Origin of the sequence: Maribacter sp. ACAM166 (assembly GCF_005771495.1) — a bacterium.
Lineage (GTDB): Bacteria > Bacteroidota > Bacteroidia > Flavobacteriales > Flavobacteriaceae > Maribacter.
This window is the reverse complement of sequence record NZ_VAUW01000035.1, coordinates 26,264-46,026: the sequence shown is the minus strand read 5'-3', so window position 1 is coordinate 46,026 and position 19,763 is coordinate 26,264. Positions and strand designations below refer to the sequence as shown.

Genomic DNA, 19,763 nt, shown 5'->3' with positions numbered 1-19,763 from the left:
ATAACTTCAACCACCCACATAAATCTTTAGGTAATAAATCACCTAAAGAGTGTATGCCCAGGTTTGATGAAGAATTTAAATTCTTCATCAAACCTGACCTAAATAATAATTATTTATCGAATTTAGAGGTGTCCTAAGACGGGGAAGACTACACTGTCAAATTTCCACTTTGATTTCCTCCCGAATTTGACCACTCTAAATTGAAAATGTTTTTCAATTCTGATATATATTCATCATGATCATCACGATTAGAACATGAGAAAAGAGTTGATATTAAAATTAATTTAAAAAAATAAAATACATGTTTCATTTTGATTAAATTATGTTTATTAAAAGGATAAAAGATATCTTACGTTAAGAGAAAAACATGATGTATTCAATTAATCCCAATTTATGATTAACTTCATTTTGTCTGTTATTATTCACTTTCTCCTAAACAGAATAAAGATTAAAAAGTGAATAAAATTCCTATTCCATTAAAATTAAAACTATTCATAAGACTGTTTCGTATGATAAAATAAATCATTTACTAAGTAGTATGTAAGGTCATTATTCATCAACTATTATTACTTCTCGTAATGTTGTTGAAAGTCACAATTCTCACATTTAAATAATCTAGTTTTAGGAGGAAAAATAAAATATAACGAAATTAAAATAACCCCAATAGAAACCGAACCAATGACAAGTGTTGGCAAAGCACTCCCGTCAAGGTATCCACCGTGAGATTGTGCACTTCCAGGAGCGAGAAATAATAAAAACGGAACGACGAATGTGAGAACAACACCACATCCTAATCTAAATCCCCTTGACTCCTCAAATTTGAACTGACCACAGTTCGGACATTTTTCTTTTGCCATATAAAAATATTTAGAACATTTTAAAATAATACGTATTATCTCGGAATAGGATTAACACATTTAACAACTTCTATATTCCATTCTCGTTGTTCGGAAGTTGTCATTTCATTAACTTTTTCCTCACATTTTTTGAACTACATAACACGTTTTTAATCAAGTTCATCTAGAATATACTATTATGATTGATGATAGTAAATTCTAGTATTAATTGAATCTGTTGATTTACAATTTTGGAATTAAGACAAAATAAGATTTATAAATCCTCTAATGCATGAGCTTTTGAACAATATCCTCCTGAATCGTATATTTTACAAGCTGAGTATCCTAGTTCAGCACACCTAAAACTGTTTTCCCATCCAATTGATTTTCTTTCACAACCATCTAATTCACACTCGTCCGACATACAGGATGTTAGACAAAAACTTAATACTGATAAGATTATTAAATTCTTCATAAATTTATTTTTTATTTAATTTGACAGATAATAGATAAAGGAATAGATTATAATTTTAAATTATTTAGTTTCCTCCACAATCAAAATAATCATTAGTTGTTAGTTGAGCATCCGGATAAGATGTCCCGTATTTCCTTTTATATACTTCCCGACATTCCGTTCCTTGATTAAAACTAGATTTTTTAGATGTTAAACATTCACAAAGTGATGGAAGTGGTTTGTCTTCCTTTTTTGTAGAATTGTCCTTACAGGAAGTAATCATTGTGATAAATAATAAAATCATAGTTGTTTTCAATACTAATTTCATATTTGTTATATTTAAAATGGTTTGGGTAAAAAAACGAATATTGTTGTTTTTCACACTAAAAAACTAGATACAACGTATTGCAACTAATATTACCTCATCTATTTATCTATGATTTTAAAGTAGAAACTCTTATTTTGGTGGTTATTTTAAATTTTATATTATATCCCTTCATTGGAGAGTATAATGGTTATTCGGAAGTATATCCATCTGTTTATCTATCTAATTCAATACATGAGAAAAATATTATTCCTGTTTCTTATTTTGAGTTTTAATTCCTTTTCTCAATCAATTGATTTAGGTGAACTGAAAACATTGGAAAACACCTTTGTGGATAAAAAAAATAAAGAACTATTTGTTTTTTATTCAAACGATAGTCTATCAATTATCGATTTAACTACATTAAAGGAAAAATCAAAATCTAAAATAAGTTACCCCAAAAAAGATTTTAATTTAAAATTTCCAATAATTAATATAGATTCCCAAGTTTATTTTTTACATCCTTTAGGAGGGTTGGTCTTTAGGTTAAAGAATGATAAAATATCAAGGATAGATAAATCATATGACCATAGGATGCAAATCAGTTCCACGATTTTCCCATATAATGATACCATATATAGGTATGGTGGTTATGGTTTTTGGTCACATCGGAATTTTTTCACCTATTTTAATAAAACCACTAAGGATTGGAGAATAATACCACCAAAGGGTAGTGATGTACTTCCAAAAGGATCACATAGTTCAATTATTACTGTTGATAAGAATACTATTTATGTTTACGGAGGTATTTCCACAGATGAATTCAATCCTTTAAATTTTATAGAAAACAAGGAGGTATGGAAATTCGAATCGAACAAGAAATCTTGGAAAAATTTAGGATCGTTGGAATCTAATTTACCAGAATTCGAGCACTTTATCCCTTATAAAAATAAACAGATTTTCATTGATGAAAGTAATACATTATACCTTTTAGATGTTGTTAACAATCAATTGAAAACATACGAGAAAAAACCTATTCAGGAAAAAATAGTGTCCTCGATGCATTCTTTTTATATGGACGGGGTTTTTTACTGTTTTGTAACAGAGAATGATAATGAAACCAAAATCAAACTTATCACAATCAGTGAAGATGATTTTTTTGATAAATTAATCAGAGAAGGGTCAGTCTATTACAATAATGAGAGAGTTTATTATTTTATTGGGTTTTTATTTCTAGTTGTTATTTCAATTCCTGTTTACAGAATACTAAGAAGTAATTATCGAAATAGAAATAAAATTATAATCGATAAAGGAAAACTTATATTTAACAAAAGAATTATACCACTTGATGAGACTAGAGTATCTATTATAAAACTTTTATTGACATCGACTGAGGAAGTTACTCTTAGTGACATTATGGAAATACATAATAAAAAAGACCTGAATTATGGGCATAACACTAGAGTAATTAAAGAAACTATTGAAGAAATTAATTTTAAAATAAGTTCTACTTTAGGAATAACAAAGGACGTTATTAATTCTAAAAAGTCAGATTTAGATAAAAGGATAAAATCGTATTCAATCGATAAGTCTTATTTCAATGTTAAATAAATTTTTGAGTATCATATCCCACAAAGTTTCTTTTTATTTTATCACAAACTCTACCAACAGTTCCACTTCCACAAAATGGATCAAGAATAGTTTCCCCTTCCTTACTAGTTTGAAGAATTGGTAATGAAACTATTTGTTCAGGGAATGGAGCAGGGTGTTCTCCATCGATGTCCAACTTTTGATTTGCCACTGATGTTCTTACAATTTCATCATTCCAGAAATCTCCCATATTTTTCCCTTTAGAACTTGGGATGTATGGAGATACCGAATCCGAATAATTCCCATTTGTTGAACGATGTCTTGGAGGTAATGAAGGTTTTGTTTTCTCACTAAGTGAAGTTAACGTTGAATTATAATCATACTCCATTGATTTAGTTAAATGAAATATGAACTCATAAGATGGAGTCAGGTTGGTTTTAGTGGAAGATGGTTTGGGATTGGTTTTAGACCAAATGATTGTATTTCTGAGTATCCACCCTTGTTCTTGAAGGTTTAAAACGATTCTATGTGGAATGTTTTGAAGATTTCCTTTATAAAAAGTATCTCCAAGGTTTAAGAAGAAACTTCCAGTACCTTTTAAGATTCGTTTACAGTCTCTTAGGTGTTCAGAGAGGTTAACAACAAATTCTTCCGATGTTTTTTCATTCCCTAATCCTTTGTTTTCTGAATATGTTCTTTTGTTCCAGTAAGGTGGTGACGTAAAAATAGTTTGTATTTCTTCATCTTTTATTTCACACATATTATGTGATGATTTATGAAAAAATCTCCAAGTGTTGGGAAGGGACTTAGAAGTTGAAATGTTGGATTCCTTTCTACTTTGAAATTCTTTAACCTCCCTACTTACCTGTAGATAGGATTGATTCACCGTTAGAATCCCTTTGTCCAGTAATTCAATATGATGGGGTTGATGTTTGTGTATGAATAATAACTTTCCAAGTTGAGAACTCGATATTCCAATTTGTTCTGAAACAGTATCCCTCCCATTTGAACTTTTGTTCGAACGAACAGAAGTTAGATCTGTTCTTTTACCTTGTCCAACTTCGAAGTGTTTTTTCAAAACAAGGTATTCATTGAGAATTTCTCTAAAGGATTTTACTCTCTGTTTATTATAATGAACCAATAAAATCTCTTCCTCACCATCATTAACGTTTCTTAGTTCAACTGTGACTTCCTTCCAACCTAGTCTTTTGATGGATTCAAATCTTCTATTCCCACTTATAATCTGGTTATGTTGATCAATTACTAACGGTTGTAATAGTCCTAATTCAGAGATACTATCCATCAATTCCTCAATTGAGGAAAGATTGTAGATTTCTTTATTCTTAGGGTGATGGTTAAGTTTGGAAATTAGAACTTTCATATTGGAAAAATAAATCAAATAATTGTGATTTGCAAATGGGTTAAGAATTAAGGAGATAATCTCGATTCCCTTTTATCCGTAAATAAAAGTATCACATCTAAAACCCTGTAAGACAGTTGATTATTCTTGTTTGACTCGGGTATTTTCCGTAAATTAATATTCAATATTAAAAGGAAACACCATGAGAGTAAAATACAACCGTACATCCACCATCAACCAAGATGGAGAGAGATTTAAGTTAGATAAGGATAATTATGATTTAGTCCTTTTTGATAAGGGAGTGAGTGGAAAAGTTCCGTTCAATGATAGGGAGAAGGGAAAACAACTATCTGATTTGATCAAAGATGGTAAGGTTCAGGAATTAGTTGTTGAGGAACTTTCAAGGTTGGGAAGGAATACCATAGACGTACTTTCTACTTTACATTGGTTAGAGGAAAAGGAAGTGAACGTTGTTGTTAGGGGAATGGGAAATCTTCAATCACAGGTAAACGGAAAGAAGAACCCTATTTGGAATTTGATTACCTCGGTTATGAGTTCCATTTATGAATTAGAGAGGGAACAAATTTTGGAACGTACCGAAATGGGTAGGAAGATGTACGTAATCAATGGAGGTAAATTGGGTAGAAAAGTTGGAACGAACGAAAACGTTCAAACATTTTTGAACAAACCAAAATCCAAACAGATCATTTCTCTTTTGGAAAAGGGAAAATCCGTTAGGGATATTTCAGGAAGACTTGGAGTATCTCCTAAAACAATTGTTAAGGTTAGAAAATCTTACCTACCCCAAAATGAGTTAGTTTAACTAATTAAAATACCGTTTACTCCCACTCATTACGAGTGGGATTCGGTATAATGTTTCGACGAAAAAATCAGTCCATTTTAGTGATGAATTTCAATGAGATTTAATTGTTTTAACCGTTCTGAATTTTTTAAGTAATAGTTATCTTCTCTTAATAAGAATTCAGATATCTCATCATCACCAAATTCCTTTCTAATCCATTTTAATTCATCACTGACATAGTCGGGTAACCTTTCTAACAAAAGTTTATCTAATTTATTTACTAATTTCTTCCTTGATGTTATTTCGTTCATAATTTTTATTCAATTGTTGGTTCTCACTTTAAAGAGGAGGAGAACACTTAACCCTCAATGTTAAACCATATTACAAAACTTGATTTTCTTATATCAACCTAACTAATTTGTTGAGATGATACGTAGATGAACTTATCCAGTTTATTGTTTGGAATATCATACTCTATATCTTCCTTCCATTGACAACCATCCCCATCAATCTTTCTTAGATAAAGAAATACCTTTTGGTGATTTTTCATATATTGGTTTTCCTTCAATACCATACCAATATTACGTTTCGGGTTTTTTATTGTAAGTTCCCATAACCCATCCGAGTGGGAAATTTCAAACCTTGTATTCAATTCTAAATCCTTGAACATAGTTTCATTTCTATCCACCATCTTGTTCAAAACCTCATTAGATTTCAACCCGTTTGGGTAATGAATCATATTCATACCAATTCCGTTTACGAATACTTTCGTGTTTGAATTCGTTTTCCAATTTTTTCCTCTGTTGTAACTCATAATTTTATTTAATTGTTGGTTCTCACTTTCAATAGGGGGAGAAATCCTTTACCCTTAATCTTTATAAATTATTAACCGAAATTATTAACCGAAATCATATAACTTGATTTTCTTTTTTCTTTCCTCTAACCAGTCAATCTTCAAAGGAGTGATCGATTTTGTTTCATCTTTTTTATTTCCAAAATCTTTGATTTTACCAATTGAATCCCTCTCCCACTTTTCTTTAAATCTATCGAATCGATATCCATAGTTTTGGTAGAGGTTGTTCCATATTTCCATTAATTCAAGATCTGAATGGGAAGAATCTAAAAGGGTAATATTAGAGTCGATATTCTCAATCGAACCCATTCTATTTACTTCCTCATCTATCAATTTGGAAATCATAATTTCACTTTCGGAGAGGAGTTTCCTTCTCTCAAAAGGTTTTAATCGTTCATTCTTTTGAAGATAAAAATTGAAACCCTTAACCTTTCCATATCTACCCCCAACCACATATTTTCTTTTGGTTGGAGGAGTATGAAACTTTTCTCTTCATTGGTTTGTACTTACCTTCTTACCAAAGAATTTCTTAATTGATTTATCAAATAGAATTCTCTGTGAAATCTTTGAAGAAGTTACATCTTGGTCAATGTAAACTTTACCTTTCGAGAAATATTCAACCCATTTCTTTTTACTTAAAGAATCAAGATCATAAATTGATTTGTATCTTAAATCTCTTACTCTGATGTGTGATTTAGGATTAAATGTTACACTTTCACTACTCTCCAATTTCTCTCTTAACAAAGGGTATTTTAATTTGTTAAATCCTTCGTTTACTGGTTTAGTTTTTGGTTTTGATTTCACTTGTTTAACGGGTGAAATTACCTCGTTAACTTCTTCAAACTCTTGTAAGGGAGTATTGTAGTTTTCCAATACTTTCATAAATCCTTCCGTAAAACTGGAAGTATAAAGGGTCATTACTTTTTCTAAATCGATTGTGTTTCCTATTCCTTGAATATCCACACCGTTGTTTAAATTCTTCATGTTGTTTTTACTTTTTATATTCATTTATTTACATTGTTATTGTTGATTTTTTACCTTCTATTGGTTATTGGGAGTTTCTCTATTTCCATTTTTAAGGATTTAGGTAATTCATACTCCCATATCATCCTATCGATATCATTAAAGTTTCTTTTAATAAAACCGACATCTTCATAATTATATCCGGTTGAAGTTTTACTAATGATGGAAGTACCTTTTCCCATACCGTACCAATTAAGGGAGAGTTTTAATTTTCCATTTTTTACTACTTTGTTTATTACTACTGGTTCTTTAAAGTTTACTACAATTGTTTTCATGTTTTAAAAATTTAATTTGTTACTATTCATTTATTTAGGTTTTAACACCTTGTATTTTATTCGATAATCTCTGTCACCGATTACCATTTTTTGAAAGTAGGTATCCCTTTTTATAGAGGTGGTCCTCATCCCTTACTTCCCACTATGTCAAAGAACTATTGAAGGTTTCTCTACCTACCTTCAGAGGTTTCTTACTTAATTCCTGTACTTAATAAAAGGAAAGAGTTTCTTCTTCTAAATCTTCGTCCCATACTCCATAAAGGATGTTATTTAGGTGTTTGTAACTTTCCATTTCAGAAAAATTTATTTCGTTTTTGTTTTCCATAATGTTGATTTTAAAGGTTTCCATAATTTTGTTTTTACTAGTTATTATCACTCATACTTTTTTTGGTGATTTTCATTATTAATAAACTCGGTAACAAGTTTTCCACTCGAACCCAACTCTAATCATTAGAATATTAAGTTCTCTCACTATGTGAATTGATGTTTCGTTGTTTCTGATAATTTGACCAAAACCAGAGTATTTATCTTCCAACTCTTTTGATGTTTTAAACATCTCATATTTTAATCCTCTTGATTCCTCTAACAACAATTTCCAATCCCAACCAAATCTTTCTTCTAATCTTTTATCAAAATGACTTCCGTATCCGTACATATTTTTACTTTTTTTAATTATTAACTTTCAATTACCTTACTAACCTACCCGTTTAACTCTGGTGGTATCGTTCCTAATTCTTACTATCAACACCACTTTATTTATCTTCTTTATTATTCTCATCTCTCACTCAATTACCTTACTAACCTACCCGTTTAACTGTGGTGGTATCGTTCCTAATTCTTACTATCAACACCACTTTATTTATCTTCTTTATTATTCTCATCTCTCACTCAATTACCTTACTAACCTACCCGTTTAACTGTGGTGGTATCGTTCCTAATTCTTACTATCAACACCACTTTATTTATCTTCTTTATTATTCTCATCTCTCACTCAATTACCTTACTAACCTACCCGTTTAACTGTGGTGGTATCGTTATTTTTTAACCCTATCAACACCACTTTATTTATCTTCTTTATTATTCTCATCTCTCACTCAATTACTTTACCAATATGAGAACTTAACTGTGGTGGTATAGTTTTCAATTTTTAGTTTCAACACCACTTTATTTATCTAATTTTCATCACCACCACAATTACTCTACTAGGATATCGTTTTAAGTGTGGTGGTATGGTTTTCAATTTCAATGGTCAACACCACTTTTAGTTCTATTGTGGAATTCTCAGGTTTAACCTGATTACAAATTATTCGTTATGAAAAAGAGAGATTATAAGAGTAAGGACAACAGGTTCTTTATTGATTTTCTACCCCAAGAAGTGTTTGATAACTTATCTACTGAAAATCGAAAGAACTACAAATTATACAGGGATAACCATCGTTACATCCATCAAGGAGAACAACAAATTCTGGATTGGAAAAAAGAGATTGATAAATTGAAAAAGAAGATCAAGGATAAGGAACTCCAAATCAAAGGAAGTGATGATGGTAAGGGGTGGAAGGATAAAATGTTGGAAGGATATTCTCAAATCGGATATCTATCTAAAGAGTATGAGTTTTGGTGTTCTGTAAATCTGAGAAAAAGGAAATCTAAAACTCTTGTTCATCAAGAAAAGGGTTTTCAAGATATGATGAGGAAAAACTATAAATCAGATGTTAGTTATGGTGATGGTAGTAAGGATGGAAAGAATGTAAATAACCCATCAAAAAGTTTCGAAGAATTCAAACAGGGTATGAAAGTGAATGAGTACAAAACACCGTTTATCCCACCACAACCAAAATACTACGAAAAATATTATATAAGAATTGAACCTAAATCTAAAAGTTGGGTAAGGAATTTATATGTAGGTAGTAAGGAAGATGTTATTGTACTACTTAAAACAGGTATTAAAGAAGTAGAATGGGAAAAGAAAAATGAAAAATATCTAAGGGATAACCTACGTGAAATTTATAAAGGTTACGTGAGATACCAAATTCATAAAGATGGTGTGGAAAAATTTCAAAGTGGAGATTTATCAAAACATCCCTCTGATATGGTTTTAAGTTGGATTGGTGAGATGGGAGATGAAATGTTCGAATGGATGGATAAATGATTGAAATTGAACGTTACTTTTTATCAGATTAAGGGATTCCGTAAAATATTCTCTTTGGTTTGACTATTTTTAGTCCTTAAACCAATAATGAATGAACAACCATAATGAAATTTCCTCTTTTATCTGGAATGTATGTGATGATGTACTGAGAGGATTATTCAAACAACACGAGTATGGAGATGTAATCTTACCTTTTGTTGTTCTACGTAGGTTAGATTGTATCATAGAACCTAAAAAAGAACAGGTTCTTGAACTCTACAACGAACTAAAGGACGAGGTTGATCCAACCCCCATTATTAAAAAACAAACGGGGTTAAAATTCTTTAACCACTCCAATTACGATCTACAACGGTTAAAGGGTGATCCGAACGGTCTCAAAGTAAACTTCCCAAATTACATCAACGGATTTTCTCAAAACGTATTTGAGATATTGGAGAATTTTCAATTGGATAAACCCATTGAGAAACTTCTTAAAAACAACAAACTCTATTTGTTGATCGATAAGTTTACCGAGGTGGATTTACACCCAGACGTTGTTGATAACCACATGATGGGACAGGTTTTTGAGGAACTACTCCGAAAATTCTCGGAAATGTCCAACGAAACAAGTGGGGAACATTACACCCCAAGAGATGTGGTTAAATTATTGGTTTCCCTTGTGTTTTCGGAAAGTGATGATCACTTAAAGGGAGAGGGAATCATACGTTCCATATTTGATCCGTGTTGTGGTACGGGTGGTATGTTAACCATTGGGAAGGAATGGATTGAAAATAATATAGATAACAAGGTTCGGTTAAACCTACAAGGACAGGAACTAAACCCCTATACCTACTCCATTTGTAAATCGGATATGTTGATTTCGGGAGAGGATCCAGATAGTATTAAATTGGGTTCTTCCCTATCCAACGACCATTTTGAGGGTAAAAAATTCGATTATATGATTACCAATCCTCCTTTTGGGGTAAGTTGGAAATCTGAAAAAGAATTTGTAGAAGAGGAATCCAAAAACCCGTATGGTAGATTTAGTGTGGGTACACCAAGGGTTTCAGATGGTTCTTTGTTGTTTTTACAACACCTTGTTTCTAAAATGAAGGATGATGGTTCTCGTATAGGGATCGTTTTTAATGGTTCTCCCCTCTTTACTGGTGATGGTGGTAGTGGGGAATCTGAAATACGAAGATGGATCATAGAAAAGGATTGGTTGGAATGTGTGGTTTCCCTACCCGATCAACTCTTTTTTAATACGGGTATCTCCACCTATATTTGGATCGTTACCAACAAAAAGAAACACAACCGAAAAGGAAAAGTTCAATTGATAGATGGTTCTACTTTTTATAAACCGATGAAAAAATCTTTGGGGAGTAAACGAAAAGAAATATCCTCTAATCAAACAGGTGAAATCATAAAAACCTATCACAACTTTAAGGAAAATGAGTTCTCTAAGATTTTTGATAATGAGTTCTTCGGGTATACCAAGGTTACCATAGAACAACCTACAATGAAGAATGATAAAGTGGTGAAGGATAAAAAGGGAAATCCAAAACCCAATACCAAACTAAGGGATAATGAACGTATTCCACTTACTGAGGATATTGAGGAATACTACAATAGAGAAGTAAAACCCCATTTACCCAATAGTTGGATGGATCGGGATAAGGATAAAGTGGGATATGAAATAAACTTTACCAAATATTTCTATGAATACAAACCTCTGAGAAGTTTGGGAGATATTACAAAGGATTTATTGGAGTTGGAAAAGGAAAGTGAAGGAATCTTTAAAGAGATTGTAAATGAATAAATACAGTTCTTATAAGGATTCTGGTGTGGAGTGGATTGGAGAGATTCCGAATCATTGGTTAAATACTAAATACAAGTTTCATACTAGTGTTTTAAGTGGTTTTCCATTTAAGTCTGAATTATTTGATAAAGAAGAAGGTTTTCCTATTCTCAGGATAAGGGATATAACATCTGGTAGTTCTGAAACTTTTTATAAGGGAGAATATAAAGAAGAATATGTAGTAAAAAGAGGAGACCTTCTAATTGGAATGGATGGTGATTTTAATATCCGTTGGTGGGATAATAATGATGTTTTACTTAATCAAAGATGTTGTTCTATAAAAGAATTTAACTCAGTTTCAAGAAGGTTTTTGTTCTATGTTTTACCATTCGATTTACAAGTCATCAATGATTTAACTTATTATACAACCGTAAAACACTTGTCAAATTCTGATATATATAATTCAAGTTTGGTTGTTCCCCCTCTAAAAGAACAACAACAAATCGTATCCTATTTAGATGATAAAACTCAAAAGATAGATTCCCTACTTCAAAAGAAAGAAAGGAAGATAGAAATCCTTAGAGAGAAACGAACCTCTTTAATAAACCACGTGGTAACCAAAGGTCTTGATCCCAATGTGGTAATGAAAGATTCTGGTGTGGAATGGATTGGGGAGATTCCGAGTCATTGGGGTTGTTTTAAAATGAAATATGGAGTAAATCATATTTCCGAGAAAGATCAACCGGATAAATTAGATATTAAGATTTCACCTGAAAATGTTGAGTCAAATACAGGAGTTTGTTTTAATCTCTATTCAGAACATGGAAGTGAAGGAATGAAGTTTATTAGTGGAGATGTACTTCTAAATAAATTAAGGTTGTACTTAAAGAAAATCCTTTTTACTGAATACGATGGATATTCATTAGGAGAAATGATAGTTTTAAGAACCAATGAAAATTTACTTAATAAGTACTTTTATCATATACTTTTTAATCAAGGTATTATTGATTTATTGGATTCACAATCAACTGGTGTTAAACTACCCAGGGTATCACCTGAAATCATCATGAATACTGAAATTATTTATCCTCCGATAAAAGAACAACAACAAATCGTTGAATATTTAGATGAACAAACAAAGGAGATAGATACCCTTATCCAATTAGAACAAAATAAAATAGAACTCCTTAAAGAATACCGTCAATCCCTTATCTTAGAAGTAGTCACGGGTAAAATACGAGTTTGTGAAGAAGATCATTCGTTGAATTTAGAATCCCAAACCGTATGAGAAAACCCAACGAAGAACGTTTTGAAAAACATATAGAACAATCCCTTGTAAAACACGGATACACCTCTCGTTTATATACCGAGTACGATAAGAACCAATGTCAACTTCAAGAAGAACTCATTGGGTTCATTAAATCTACCCAACAAGAGGAATACGATAAACTGTACAAACAGTTTGATACCTCTACAGATAAACAACTGAGTAAAATTGTAAACGATCAAATCTCCAAAAGAGGGGTTATAGATGTTCTCCGTAAAGGAGTAAATACAAGAGGGTGTTCCTTTGATCTGGTTTACTTTGAACCCAAGAGTGGTTTAAACCCCGATCATCAATCCAACTACGAGAAAAATCGGTTCATTTCCGTTCGTCAACTCCACTATTCCAACAAGAATGAAAATTCCATTGATATCGTGTTGTTCTTGAACGGTATTCCCATTATTACAATGGAGTTGAAGAACCAACTCACAGGACAGAATATTAGGAACTCTGAGAACCAATACAAGTACGATAGAAACCCATTAGGAGAACCCCTGTTACAGTTTAAACGGTGTTTGGTACATTTCTGTGTAGATAACGATAACGTATCTATGACCACTCGTTTGGGAGGGGTTAAAACAAAGTTCCTACCCTATAATAAAGGAATAGAAAACCCACCCGTTACAGATGATTACCGATCAGAGTATTTATGGAACGAAATTCTAGTTCCCAAATCCCTCTTGGATATTATTGAGAACTTTGTTCTCGTATCCATAGAAAAAAGTAAGGAGTGGAACGAGAAACTACAAAAAGTAGTCATTGAAAAAAGTGAGGTACTTATTTTTCCAAGATACCATCAGTTGGATGTTATCCGTTCCATTAGAAACAAGATAAAAGAAGAAGGGGTCGGTCATAATTACCTTGTACAACATACCACGGGATCAGGAAAATCCTTTAGTATTGGGTGGTTATCCCATACGTTAACCTCTCTCTATAAAACCAAGGAAGATACCAAAAGAATGTTCGATACCATTTTGGTAATTACCGATCGTAAAGTGTTGGATAACCAATTACAAAAAACCCTTAAAGATCTACAACAAACGGATGGGGTGGTGAACCCTGTGGATATCAACTCCAAACAATTAAAGGAGTTTTTGGAAAGGGGAAAGGATATCATTGTTACCACCATTCAGAAGTTCCCTGTTATTTCCGAAACCATATCCCAATTAAAGGGACAAACCTTTGGGGTAGTCATAGATGAAGTACATTCCTCCCAAAGTGGGGAAACATCCAAACACCTTAAAAAATCCCTCTCCGTTGAGGTAATAGAGGATGAGGATGGTGAAATAGATTACGAGGAAATGATCCGTAAGGAAATTGAATCAAGAGGAAAACAATCCCATATTTCCTTCTTCGGGTTCACGGGTACACCCAAGAACAAAACTATGGAGTTGTTCGGTAGAAAGAATGAAGATGGAAAGTTTGAACCATTCCATTCCTACTCGATGAAACAATCCATTTTTGAAGGATTCACTTTAGATGTATTGGAACATTACACCACCTACAAACGGTACTTTAAAATAAAACAGAACGAAGGGGAAGATAAAGAAGTTCCACAAGGAAAAGTGATGGAACAACTGATACGTTATGTAGATTCTCACGAGGTTACCATCAACCAAAAAGTAACCATTATATTAAATCATTTTACCTCTGTTACCTCCAAAAAGATAAATGGTAGAGGAAGGGGAATGGTGGTGGTACGTTCACGTATACATTGTGTTCTCTTTTTTCAAGAGATGGTAAAACAGATGAAACAAAGAGGATTATCGTACTCGTGTTTGGTAGGTTTTAGTGGTACGGTGAATATAGAGGGAAATCCAACGGAATACACCGAAAAATCTTTGAACAAGGAAAATGGATTGGAAGGATCTGATATTCCAAGTGGATTGAAAGATCCACGGTTCAGGTTACTCATTGTATCCAACAAATTCCAAACAGGGTTTGATGAACCCTTGGTACACTCGATGTATGTGGATAAAAAATTAAGTGGGGTACAATGTGTACAAACACTTTCACGATTGAATAGAACCAAGAGTGGTAAAACGGATACGTTCGTTCTTGATTTTGTAAATGATACGGAGGATATCGTTGAATCGTTCCAACCCTTTTATACCTCAACCGTTTTAACAGGAGAAACAGAACCAGACAAACTCTATGATCTACAAAACCAAATAGAATCCTTCACCATTTTTACGGATGATCACATAGATAGGTTCTGTATGGAGTTTTATAAGTACACGGATACCGATGAACGTTTACAACCCATTATTGGGGAGGTGGTTGATAACTGGAAGAACTTAGAGAACGATGAACAACGAGAGGATTTTAAATCCAAAATCCAATCCTTTATTCGGTTGTATTCCTATATCTCACAGATTATTAATTTTACTGAGATCAGTTGGGAAAAACTATATGTGTTCCTTAGGTTCTTAAACAAGAAACTACCCAAGGGAGAATCTGAACGTATAGATATTACGGATTCCATAGATTTAGGTTCGTTACGGATCCAGATGATGGGTGAATCTCGGTTATCCTTAGAAGATAAAGGAGGGGAAATAGACCCAATGTCAGATGGTACGGGTGGTATCCCAAAAGAGGAACAATTGGATCTTTTATCCCATATCATTTTACGTATCAATGAAGTTTACGGTATTGAACTCTCGGATGAAGACAAGGTGGATTTAAAACAGGTTACGGAGAGATTAAAAAACAATGAGGATCTTGTTTCCGTAATGATGGGTGATAATTCTGAGAGTGATAAAAAGGATTGGTTCAAAAAAGAACTCGGTGGGGAGGTTTCTGAATATTATGGAGATCGATTGGAGTTCTATAAAAAGATAATGAACCCAAAGGTATTCCCTATGATTTTGGAGGGTATGTACAAGGAATATAATAGAGATTTGAGAGGGTAAAATATGATTGATCAGAAAGAAGAATATCTAAAGTTCACAAAGAGATTATCTTTATTAAATGACCAAGAATTTTTAGAAAGGTTTAACGAACAAGTGGATAATAGAGGATGAGGTGTAGTTAGGAGTATCTACCTAGGTGTAATCAGAGAACAGTTTAAGGAAAGAAGTATAGATATTAGTGATATTCAAAGTAAAGACGGAGGAATCTCATATCGGAACAAGGTTAAACTTGAAGACAAGAAAGTTTATTTAATCGAGAATAACTCAAAGAAATAATTGTGTTGGAAATACAGGAATTAAAAGAAAAGTATGATGGACTCTTAAAAGATGAAGAATTTGATAAGTTGGATTTAGGTTTAAAAAACCCAAATATTTTCTCCATTCTTAAAATTTCTAAAACTGAGATTAGACACTCTAACTTTTTATCATGGTTACTCAATCCCAATCAATCCCATAAACTTGGGGATATATTTTTGAAACGTTTTTTAAGGGAAGTTTTTTCTTCTGATAAGTTTGATAATGTAGACCAAGTGGATGTTGAGGGAATGGATTTGACCAAGGTTGAAATCTTTAGGGAGTGGAAAAATATCGATGTTTTAATAAAACTTAATGATGTAATAGTCTGTGTTGAAAACAAAGTCCTTTCCAAAGAACATTCCAATCAACTATCAAGGTACTTAGGTATTGTAAATTCACAATTCCCGGAACATAAAAAAACCTTTGTTTACCTAACCCCTTTCGGAGACTCATCACTTGAAGAAACTGATAGATATTTCTCAATTTCTTATGAATTCATTGTTGAAACACTTGAAAGGATAATTTCGGTTTATGGAGATTCAATAAATGATCAGGTAAAATATTATATAACAATTATTAAGAGAGAATTAATGGGTACTGACAAATTAACCGAACTATCAAAACGTATATATCATAATCATAAAGAACTTTTCGATTTCATTATAGAACACAGACCTGAATTGGTTGATGATTTAGGTGAAATCATGAGAGAAGAGGTAACTAAAAGAGGGTGGATTTTGGGTTCTCAAAACAAACAATTTGTAAGGTTTTTGACTGAAACAACTAAAGATTTAGTCTATTATAATAAAAGGATCCGGAATGGTTGGACCTTTGGTGAAACTTTTCTTTTTGAAATTCGAATGAACGAGACTTCAAATAACTTAAATTTTAAAACAGTGATTTCCCGAACTGATGATAAATATGATAGAAATAGACTGGAGGAAATACTTTTAGAAATAGATGGTTTTAAGGAAACAAAGAGTAGGACATGGACAATAAATTATTCTAAAAAAGAAAAATTTAATTTTGAAGATATTCTATCGATGTCTGATGAAGAAATAAGAAAGGAAGTAAATAAGTTTTTAAACAAAATAACTACAGTCATTCAAAAAGTAGAAAAAAAGTTCTTGGAACACTCAGAGGAATTGATAGAAATGAAAAATCACCTTGGATAATACCCTTAAAGACTGGTTCACGGTTATAAAGAATGGAAGTATAGATAACACTTATAAAATGGGATGGAGTAAGTCCATTGTAGAGTGTTGTTTGGAGGGTGGAAACAATTCTATAATATCCTTTGATAGGATTTCAAAGAATATGTTCAAATATTACTGGAACCAAACAATTTTCTTCGATTTACAACAAAGTCCGAACCCAAAAAAACCTCCAGTTTTAGTAACCTACGTGAAAGAGAAAATTAAAGAATTTCAAAAGGTGAATGGGTTTAAACCCATTAAGTTTGAACGAGTGGAGGATGAAATCGATTTAGATATCAAGTTCTTGAATAATCAGTTAAAAAAGGATGTAAGTTATCGGTTTCTTAAAGTTGATAGAAAAGAATTTTCTCTTTACGAATTGGATAAAGGGAAAGAAATCATTGTATTACCAAATCCTGAAATATTAAAGGAGTATTCGGATTTACTCTTTGAGATAATCAATTACAGATGGTCTCAAATCCTTGAAAATTTCAATTCCTCACCAAGGATATCACAAAAGATAAAGATTACTGATAGAGGAAATATCCGTAGGAAATCACTATCCAAGTTCCATAAGTATCTTACTCTATCTGATAAAAAATGTTTTATATGTGGGGAGGATTTTGAAGGAGATATATCAATAGACCATGTTATTCCTTGGTCTTTTATGTATTCTGATGATTTATGGAATCTTGTTTACACTCATAAAGGATGTAATTCTTCCAAATCAAATAGAATAGTTGATGAATCTGAAATTCAAAGACTTGAAAACAGAAATTTAGAACTGGTTGAGGTTCTGGATTCCAAAGGAATATCTGATAAACATTTAGAGGAACTTCGGTTATCGAATGAGAAGAATTTTCCAAAGAAGTTTTGGATAGGATTTAAAGGATAGTATGTCAAACTGGAAATTTGATGGTGTTTCATTTTTATACCTCAACCTCCAAATTCGTCTTCATCCTATCTTCCCAATCGATTAAATCCTCTCTCCTGATGTATTTTGAATGTGATGATATTTCTATAATTGGGAGTCCGTATCTCTTTCTCCAGACTTCTATTGTGGTTCTATCAACCCCATATATCTTTTCTAGTTCTTGTTTTGTTATTCTTTGATTATTTTCCATATCCATTTTCCTTTTTAAACATCTCGTGGGTGTTTTTACTACGTGTCAATCCCTCGTATTCCTTTATATATATACCTCTCAAATCAATAAGTATTGATAATTCTTTAGATTTTAATATATCTTCATTTAGAAGTTTGTTGATTTTATTATCTAGTTTTTTTATTACCCTCTCTACCGTTTCATATCTGTTCAATTCCATTGTTCATTGTAATTTAAATACACGAATCCCCTTTCGGAGAATTTTGTTCTCTTCCTATCTGATATCAATTTTACATTTCCTCAGACCAGTTCGTTCTCACCCATATCTGATTTATAGTAAAACTATTTTTAGTACTACCGGAGAAACCTCATCCGTTATAAATAGATATTATTTCAATCTCACAGATTACTACCCGATGTCTAACCCTACTCCTGTACTCAATCGTGTTGTTGATGGTGGTAGGGTGATTGGTATATTACCCTATGATGGATACCAGTACCGTGTATAAGTATGGAAAGTTTCAGAAAACGTTAAGAAATGATGATATTTAATAAAAAATATCAGGTAATGGAAAGGAAGAATTATATAGGAATGGGTTATCAATTTCATCAACTGGTGAGGGAGTCCATAACTGAAATGATTAAAGAAGGTAATAAAGTTAATATCACTTCAAAGTTTGACGATAAACAAAGTGATGAAGAATCATGGGATGAATATAAATCCAAAACGAGATGGAATGATTTAAACATAGGTGTACCCCTACTATTTAATTTCTACCATGGTTTGGAACTTTTACTAAAAGGAATACTTCAAGAGGAGGGTGTGTCCTTGAAACCTACTCATAAGTTAAACGAACTTTTTAGTGAAATTTCAAATGATATGAATCTACCTGATTCATTAATTTCCCCCATTAAAAAATATATTGATACTACAAATCAATTTCAAGAGGTTTTTAGGATGAATAATTCATCACCAAATCAATATCACCTACTACTCCGATATCCAGAAAACAAAAATAAAACACATATTTTTTCAAAAATACGAGGACAAGAAAAAATAGGACTGAATAATTTCATAGAACTAAAAGAAGATATTGATAAAATTAAATTAGAAATGGTGAATTGGGTAGTAAACAAATGAACTTCCCGTTAATTTCTGAACTCGAGGAGTTCAATAATGAATGATTAAATAGGGATTATTGTTTTAAGAAAATTAGGGGTATCTGTGAAATGAAAAGTGGGTGTAAACTAGATTACTCCTATCACGATAGGAACGATGAAAAGTTTTAAAAGTTTCGAAATAATCGAGGTTAAAATCTGATATTTCTACAATATCCTGACGGTTAATCCTCTCCAATCTCTTTAAACCTTTGTGATAAATCGAGAAAACATGGTTATTAGAAAACGTTTTTCCCATAGGGGTTTTTAACCCTTCCCCGTTTAGAATTTTAGAAATTTTTCTATACCCTAAAGGGGTAAGAAAGTCCTCTTTCAAACCCCTTATTTTA

21 protein-coding genes are annotated in these 19,763 nt (G+C 32.1%); 9 read left to right on the top strand and 12 right to left on the bottom strand.

Translation table 11 applies throughout. The features are described 5' to 3' along the window. Nucleotides 1-566: 566 nt before the first annotated feature. Together ES765_RS17475 and ES765_RS17470 are read right to left on the bottom strand one after the other, a co-directional pair. Nucleotides 567-857, bottom strand: a complete 291-nt coding sequence (locus ES765_RS17475) for a hypothetical protein (protein ID WP_138115638.1) — start codon at nt 855-857, stop codon at nt 567-569. 518 nt (nt 858-1,375) lie between these two features. After that, the gene (locus ES765_RS17470) at nt 1,376-1,618 is read right to left on the bottom strand and encodes a hypothetical protein (protein WP_138115637.1); all 243 of its coding nucleotides are present in this window, start codon (nt 1,616-1,618) and stop codon (nt 1,376-1,378) included. A gap of 231 nt (nt 1,619-1,849) precedes the next feature. Here ES765_RS17470 and ES765_RS17465 point away from each other — a divergent pair, with 231 nt between their 5' ends. Further along, entirely contained in the window at nt 1,850-3,205 is a 1,356-nt protein-coding gene (locus tag ES765_RS17465; protein ID WP_138115636.1) for a hypothetical protein, read from the top strand. Here ES765_RS17465 and ES765_RS17460 read toward each other — a convergent pair. Beyond that, nucleotides 3,198-4,565 carry a DNA modification methylase gene (locus ES765_RS17460; RefSeq protein WP_138115635.1) on the bottom strand — a complete coding sequence of 456 codons (1,368 nt, stop codon included), beginning with the start codon at nt 4,563-4,565 and terminating at the stop codon, nt 3,198-3,200. The genes ES765_RS17465 and ES765_RS17460 overlap by 8 nt on opposite strands. A 181-nt stretch (nt 4,566-4,746) precedes the next feature. Between ES765_RS17460 and ES765_RS17455 the strand changes: the two genes are divergently transcribed. Beyond that, nucleotides 4,747-5,367 carry a recombinase family protein gene (locus ES765_RS17455; RefSeq protein WP_138115634.1) on the top strand — a complete coding sequence of 207 codons (621 nt, stop codon included), beginning with the start codon at nt 4,747-4,749 and terminating at the stop codon, nt 5,365-5,367. A 77-nt stretch (nt 5,368-5,444) separates the two neighbouring features. Here the strand turns inward: ES765_RS17455 and ES765_RS17450 are convergent, their stop codons facing one another. From ES765_RS17450 to ES765_RS17425, 7 genes are all read right to left on the bottom strand, one after another. Next, nucleotides 5,445-5,657, bottom strand: coding sequence for a hypothetical protein (locus ES765_RS17450; RefSeq protein ID WP_138115633.1), 213 nt, complete (start codon nt 5,655-5,657; stop codon nt 5,445-5,447). A gap of 98 nt (nt 5,658-5,755) precedes the next feature. Next, nucleotides 5,756-6,160: a hypothetical protein gene (locus ES765_RS17445; RefSeq protein WP_138115632.1), complete on the bottom strand. Its 405-nt coding sequence runs from the start codon at nt 6,158-6,160 to the stop codon at nt 5,756-5,758. An 84-nt stretch (nt 6,161-6,244) separates the two neighbouring features. After that, nucleotides 6,245-6,544 carry a hypothetical protein gene (locus tag ES765_RS17440; protein WP_138115631.1) on the bottom strand — a complete coding sequence of 100 codons (300 nt, stop codon included), beginning with the start codon at nt 6,542-6,544 and terminating at the stop codon, nt 6,245-6,247. Nucleotides 6,545-6,691: 147 nt separating this feature from the next. Continuing rightward, nucleotides 6,692-7,207: a hypothetical protein gene (locus tag ES765_RS17435; RefSeq protein WP_171017354.1), complete on the bottom strand. Its 516-nt coding sequence runs from the start codon at nt 7,205-7,207 to the stop codon at nt 6,692-6,694. A 26-nt stretch (nt 7,208-7,233) separates the two neighbouring features. After that, nucleotides 7,234-7,497 (bottom strand): hypothetical protein, encoded by a 264-nt coding sequence (locus ES765_RS17430; RefSeq protein ID WP_138115629.1) that lies wholly within the window; start codon nt 7,495-7,497, stop codon nt 7,234-7,236. A 208-nt stretch (nt 7,498-7,705) separates the two neighbouring features. Further along, on the bottom strand, nt 7,706-7,846 hold the full coding sequence (locus ES765_RS21865; protein WP_171017353.1) for a hypothetical protein: 141 nt from the start codon (nt 7,844-7,846) through the stop codon (nt 7,706-7,708). Nucleotides 7,847-7,900: 54 nt separating this feature from the next. Beyond that, nucleotides 7,901-8,152 carry a hypothetical protein gene (locus ES765_RS17425; RefSeq protein WP_138115628.1) on the bottom strand — a complete coding sequence of 84 codons (252 nt, stop codon included), beginning with the start codon at nt 8,150-8,152 and terminating at the stop codon, nt 7,901-7,903. Nucleotides 8,153-8,809: 657 nt separating this feature from the next. Between ES765_RS17425 and ES765_RS17420 the strand changes: the two genes are divergently transcribed. From ES765_RS17420 to ES765_RS17395, 6 genes are all read left to right on the top strand, one after another. Further along, nucleotides 8,810-9,646 (top strand): hypothetical protein, encoded by an 837-nt coding sequence (locus tag ES765_RS17420; protein WP_138115627.1) that lies wholly within the window; start codon nt 8,810-8,812, stop codon nt 9,644-9,646. A 91-nt stretch (nt 9,647-9,737) separates the two neighbouring features. After that, nucleotides 9,738-11,444, top strand: a complete 1,707-nt coding sequence (locus ES765_RS17415) for a class I SAM-dependent DNA methyltransferase (RefSeq protein ID WP_138115626.1) — start codon at nt 9,738-9,740, stop codon at nt 11,442-11,444. Then, complete coding sequence (locus ES765_RS17410) at nt 11,437-12,711, top strand: restriction endonuclease subunit S (protein ID WP_138115625.1); 1,275 nt, start codon at nt 11,437-11,439, stop codon at nt 12,709-12,711. Before ES765_RS17415 ends, ES765_RS17410 begins: the two co-directional genes overlap by 8 nt. Continuing rightward, nucleotides 12,708-15,659 carry a type I restriction endonuclease subunit R gene (locus ES765_RS17405; protein WP_138115624.1) on the top strand — a complete coding sequence of 984 codons (2,952 nt, stop codon included), beginning with the start codon at nt 12,708-12,710 and terminating at the stop codon, nt 15,657-15,659. Before ES765_RS17410 ends, ES765_RS17405 begins: the two co-directional genes overlap by 4 nt. A 281-nt stretch (nt 15,660-15,940) precedes the next feature. Then, a complete protein-coding gene (locus tag ES765_RS17400; protein ID WP_171017352.1) occupies nt 15,941-17,131 on the top strand; it encodes a PD-(D/E)XK nuclease family protein in 1,191 nt (396 codons plus the stop codon). Further along, a complete protein-coding gene (locus tag ES765_RS17395) occupies nt 17,124-18,047 on the top strand; it encodes an HNH endonuclease (RefSeq protein ID WP_138115622.1) in 924 nt (307 codons plus the stop codon). The genes ES765_RS17400 and ES765_RS17395 overlap by 8 nt, the downstream gene beginning before the upstream one ends. Before the next feature lie 34 nt (nt 18,048-18,081). Here ES765_RS17395 and ES765_RS17390 read toward each other — a convergent pair whose 3' ends face one another. Together ES765_RS17390 and ES765_RS17385 are read right to left on the bottom strand one after the other, a co-directional pair. Further along, a complete protein-coding gene (locus ES765_RS17390; protein WP_138115621.1) occupies nt 18,082-18,276 on the bottom strand; it encodes a helix-turn-helix domain-containing protein in 195 nt (64 codons plus the stop codon). Beyond that, on the bottom strand, nt 18,266-18,475 hold the full coding sequence (locus ES765_RS17385) for a hypothetical protein (RefSeq protein ID WP_138115620.1): 210 nt from the start codon (nt 18,473-18,475) through the stop codon (nt 18,266-18,268). The genes ES765_RS17390 and ES765_RS17385 overlap by 11 nt, the downstream gene beginning before the upstream one ends. A gap of 348 nt (nt 18,476-18,823) precedes the next feature. Here ES765_RS17385 and ES765_RS17380 point away from each other — a divergent pair, with 348 nt between their 5' ends. Further along, nucleotides 18,824-19,396 (top strand): HEPN domain-containing protein, encoded by a 573-nt coding sequence (locus ES765_RS17380; RefSeq protein WP_171017351.1) that lies wholly within the window; start codon nt 18,824-18,826, stop codon nt 19,394-19,396. Nucleotides 19,397-19,763: the final 367 nt, after the last annotated feature.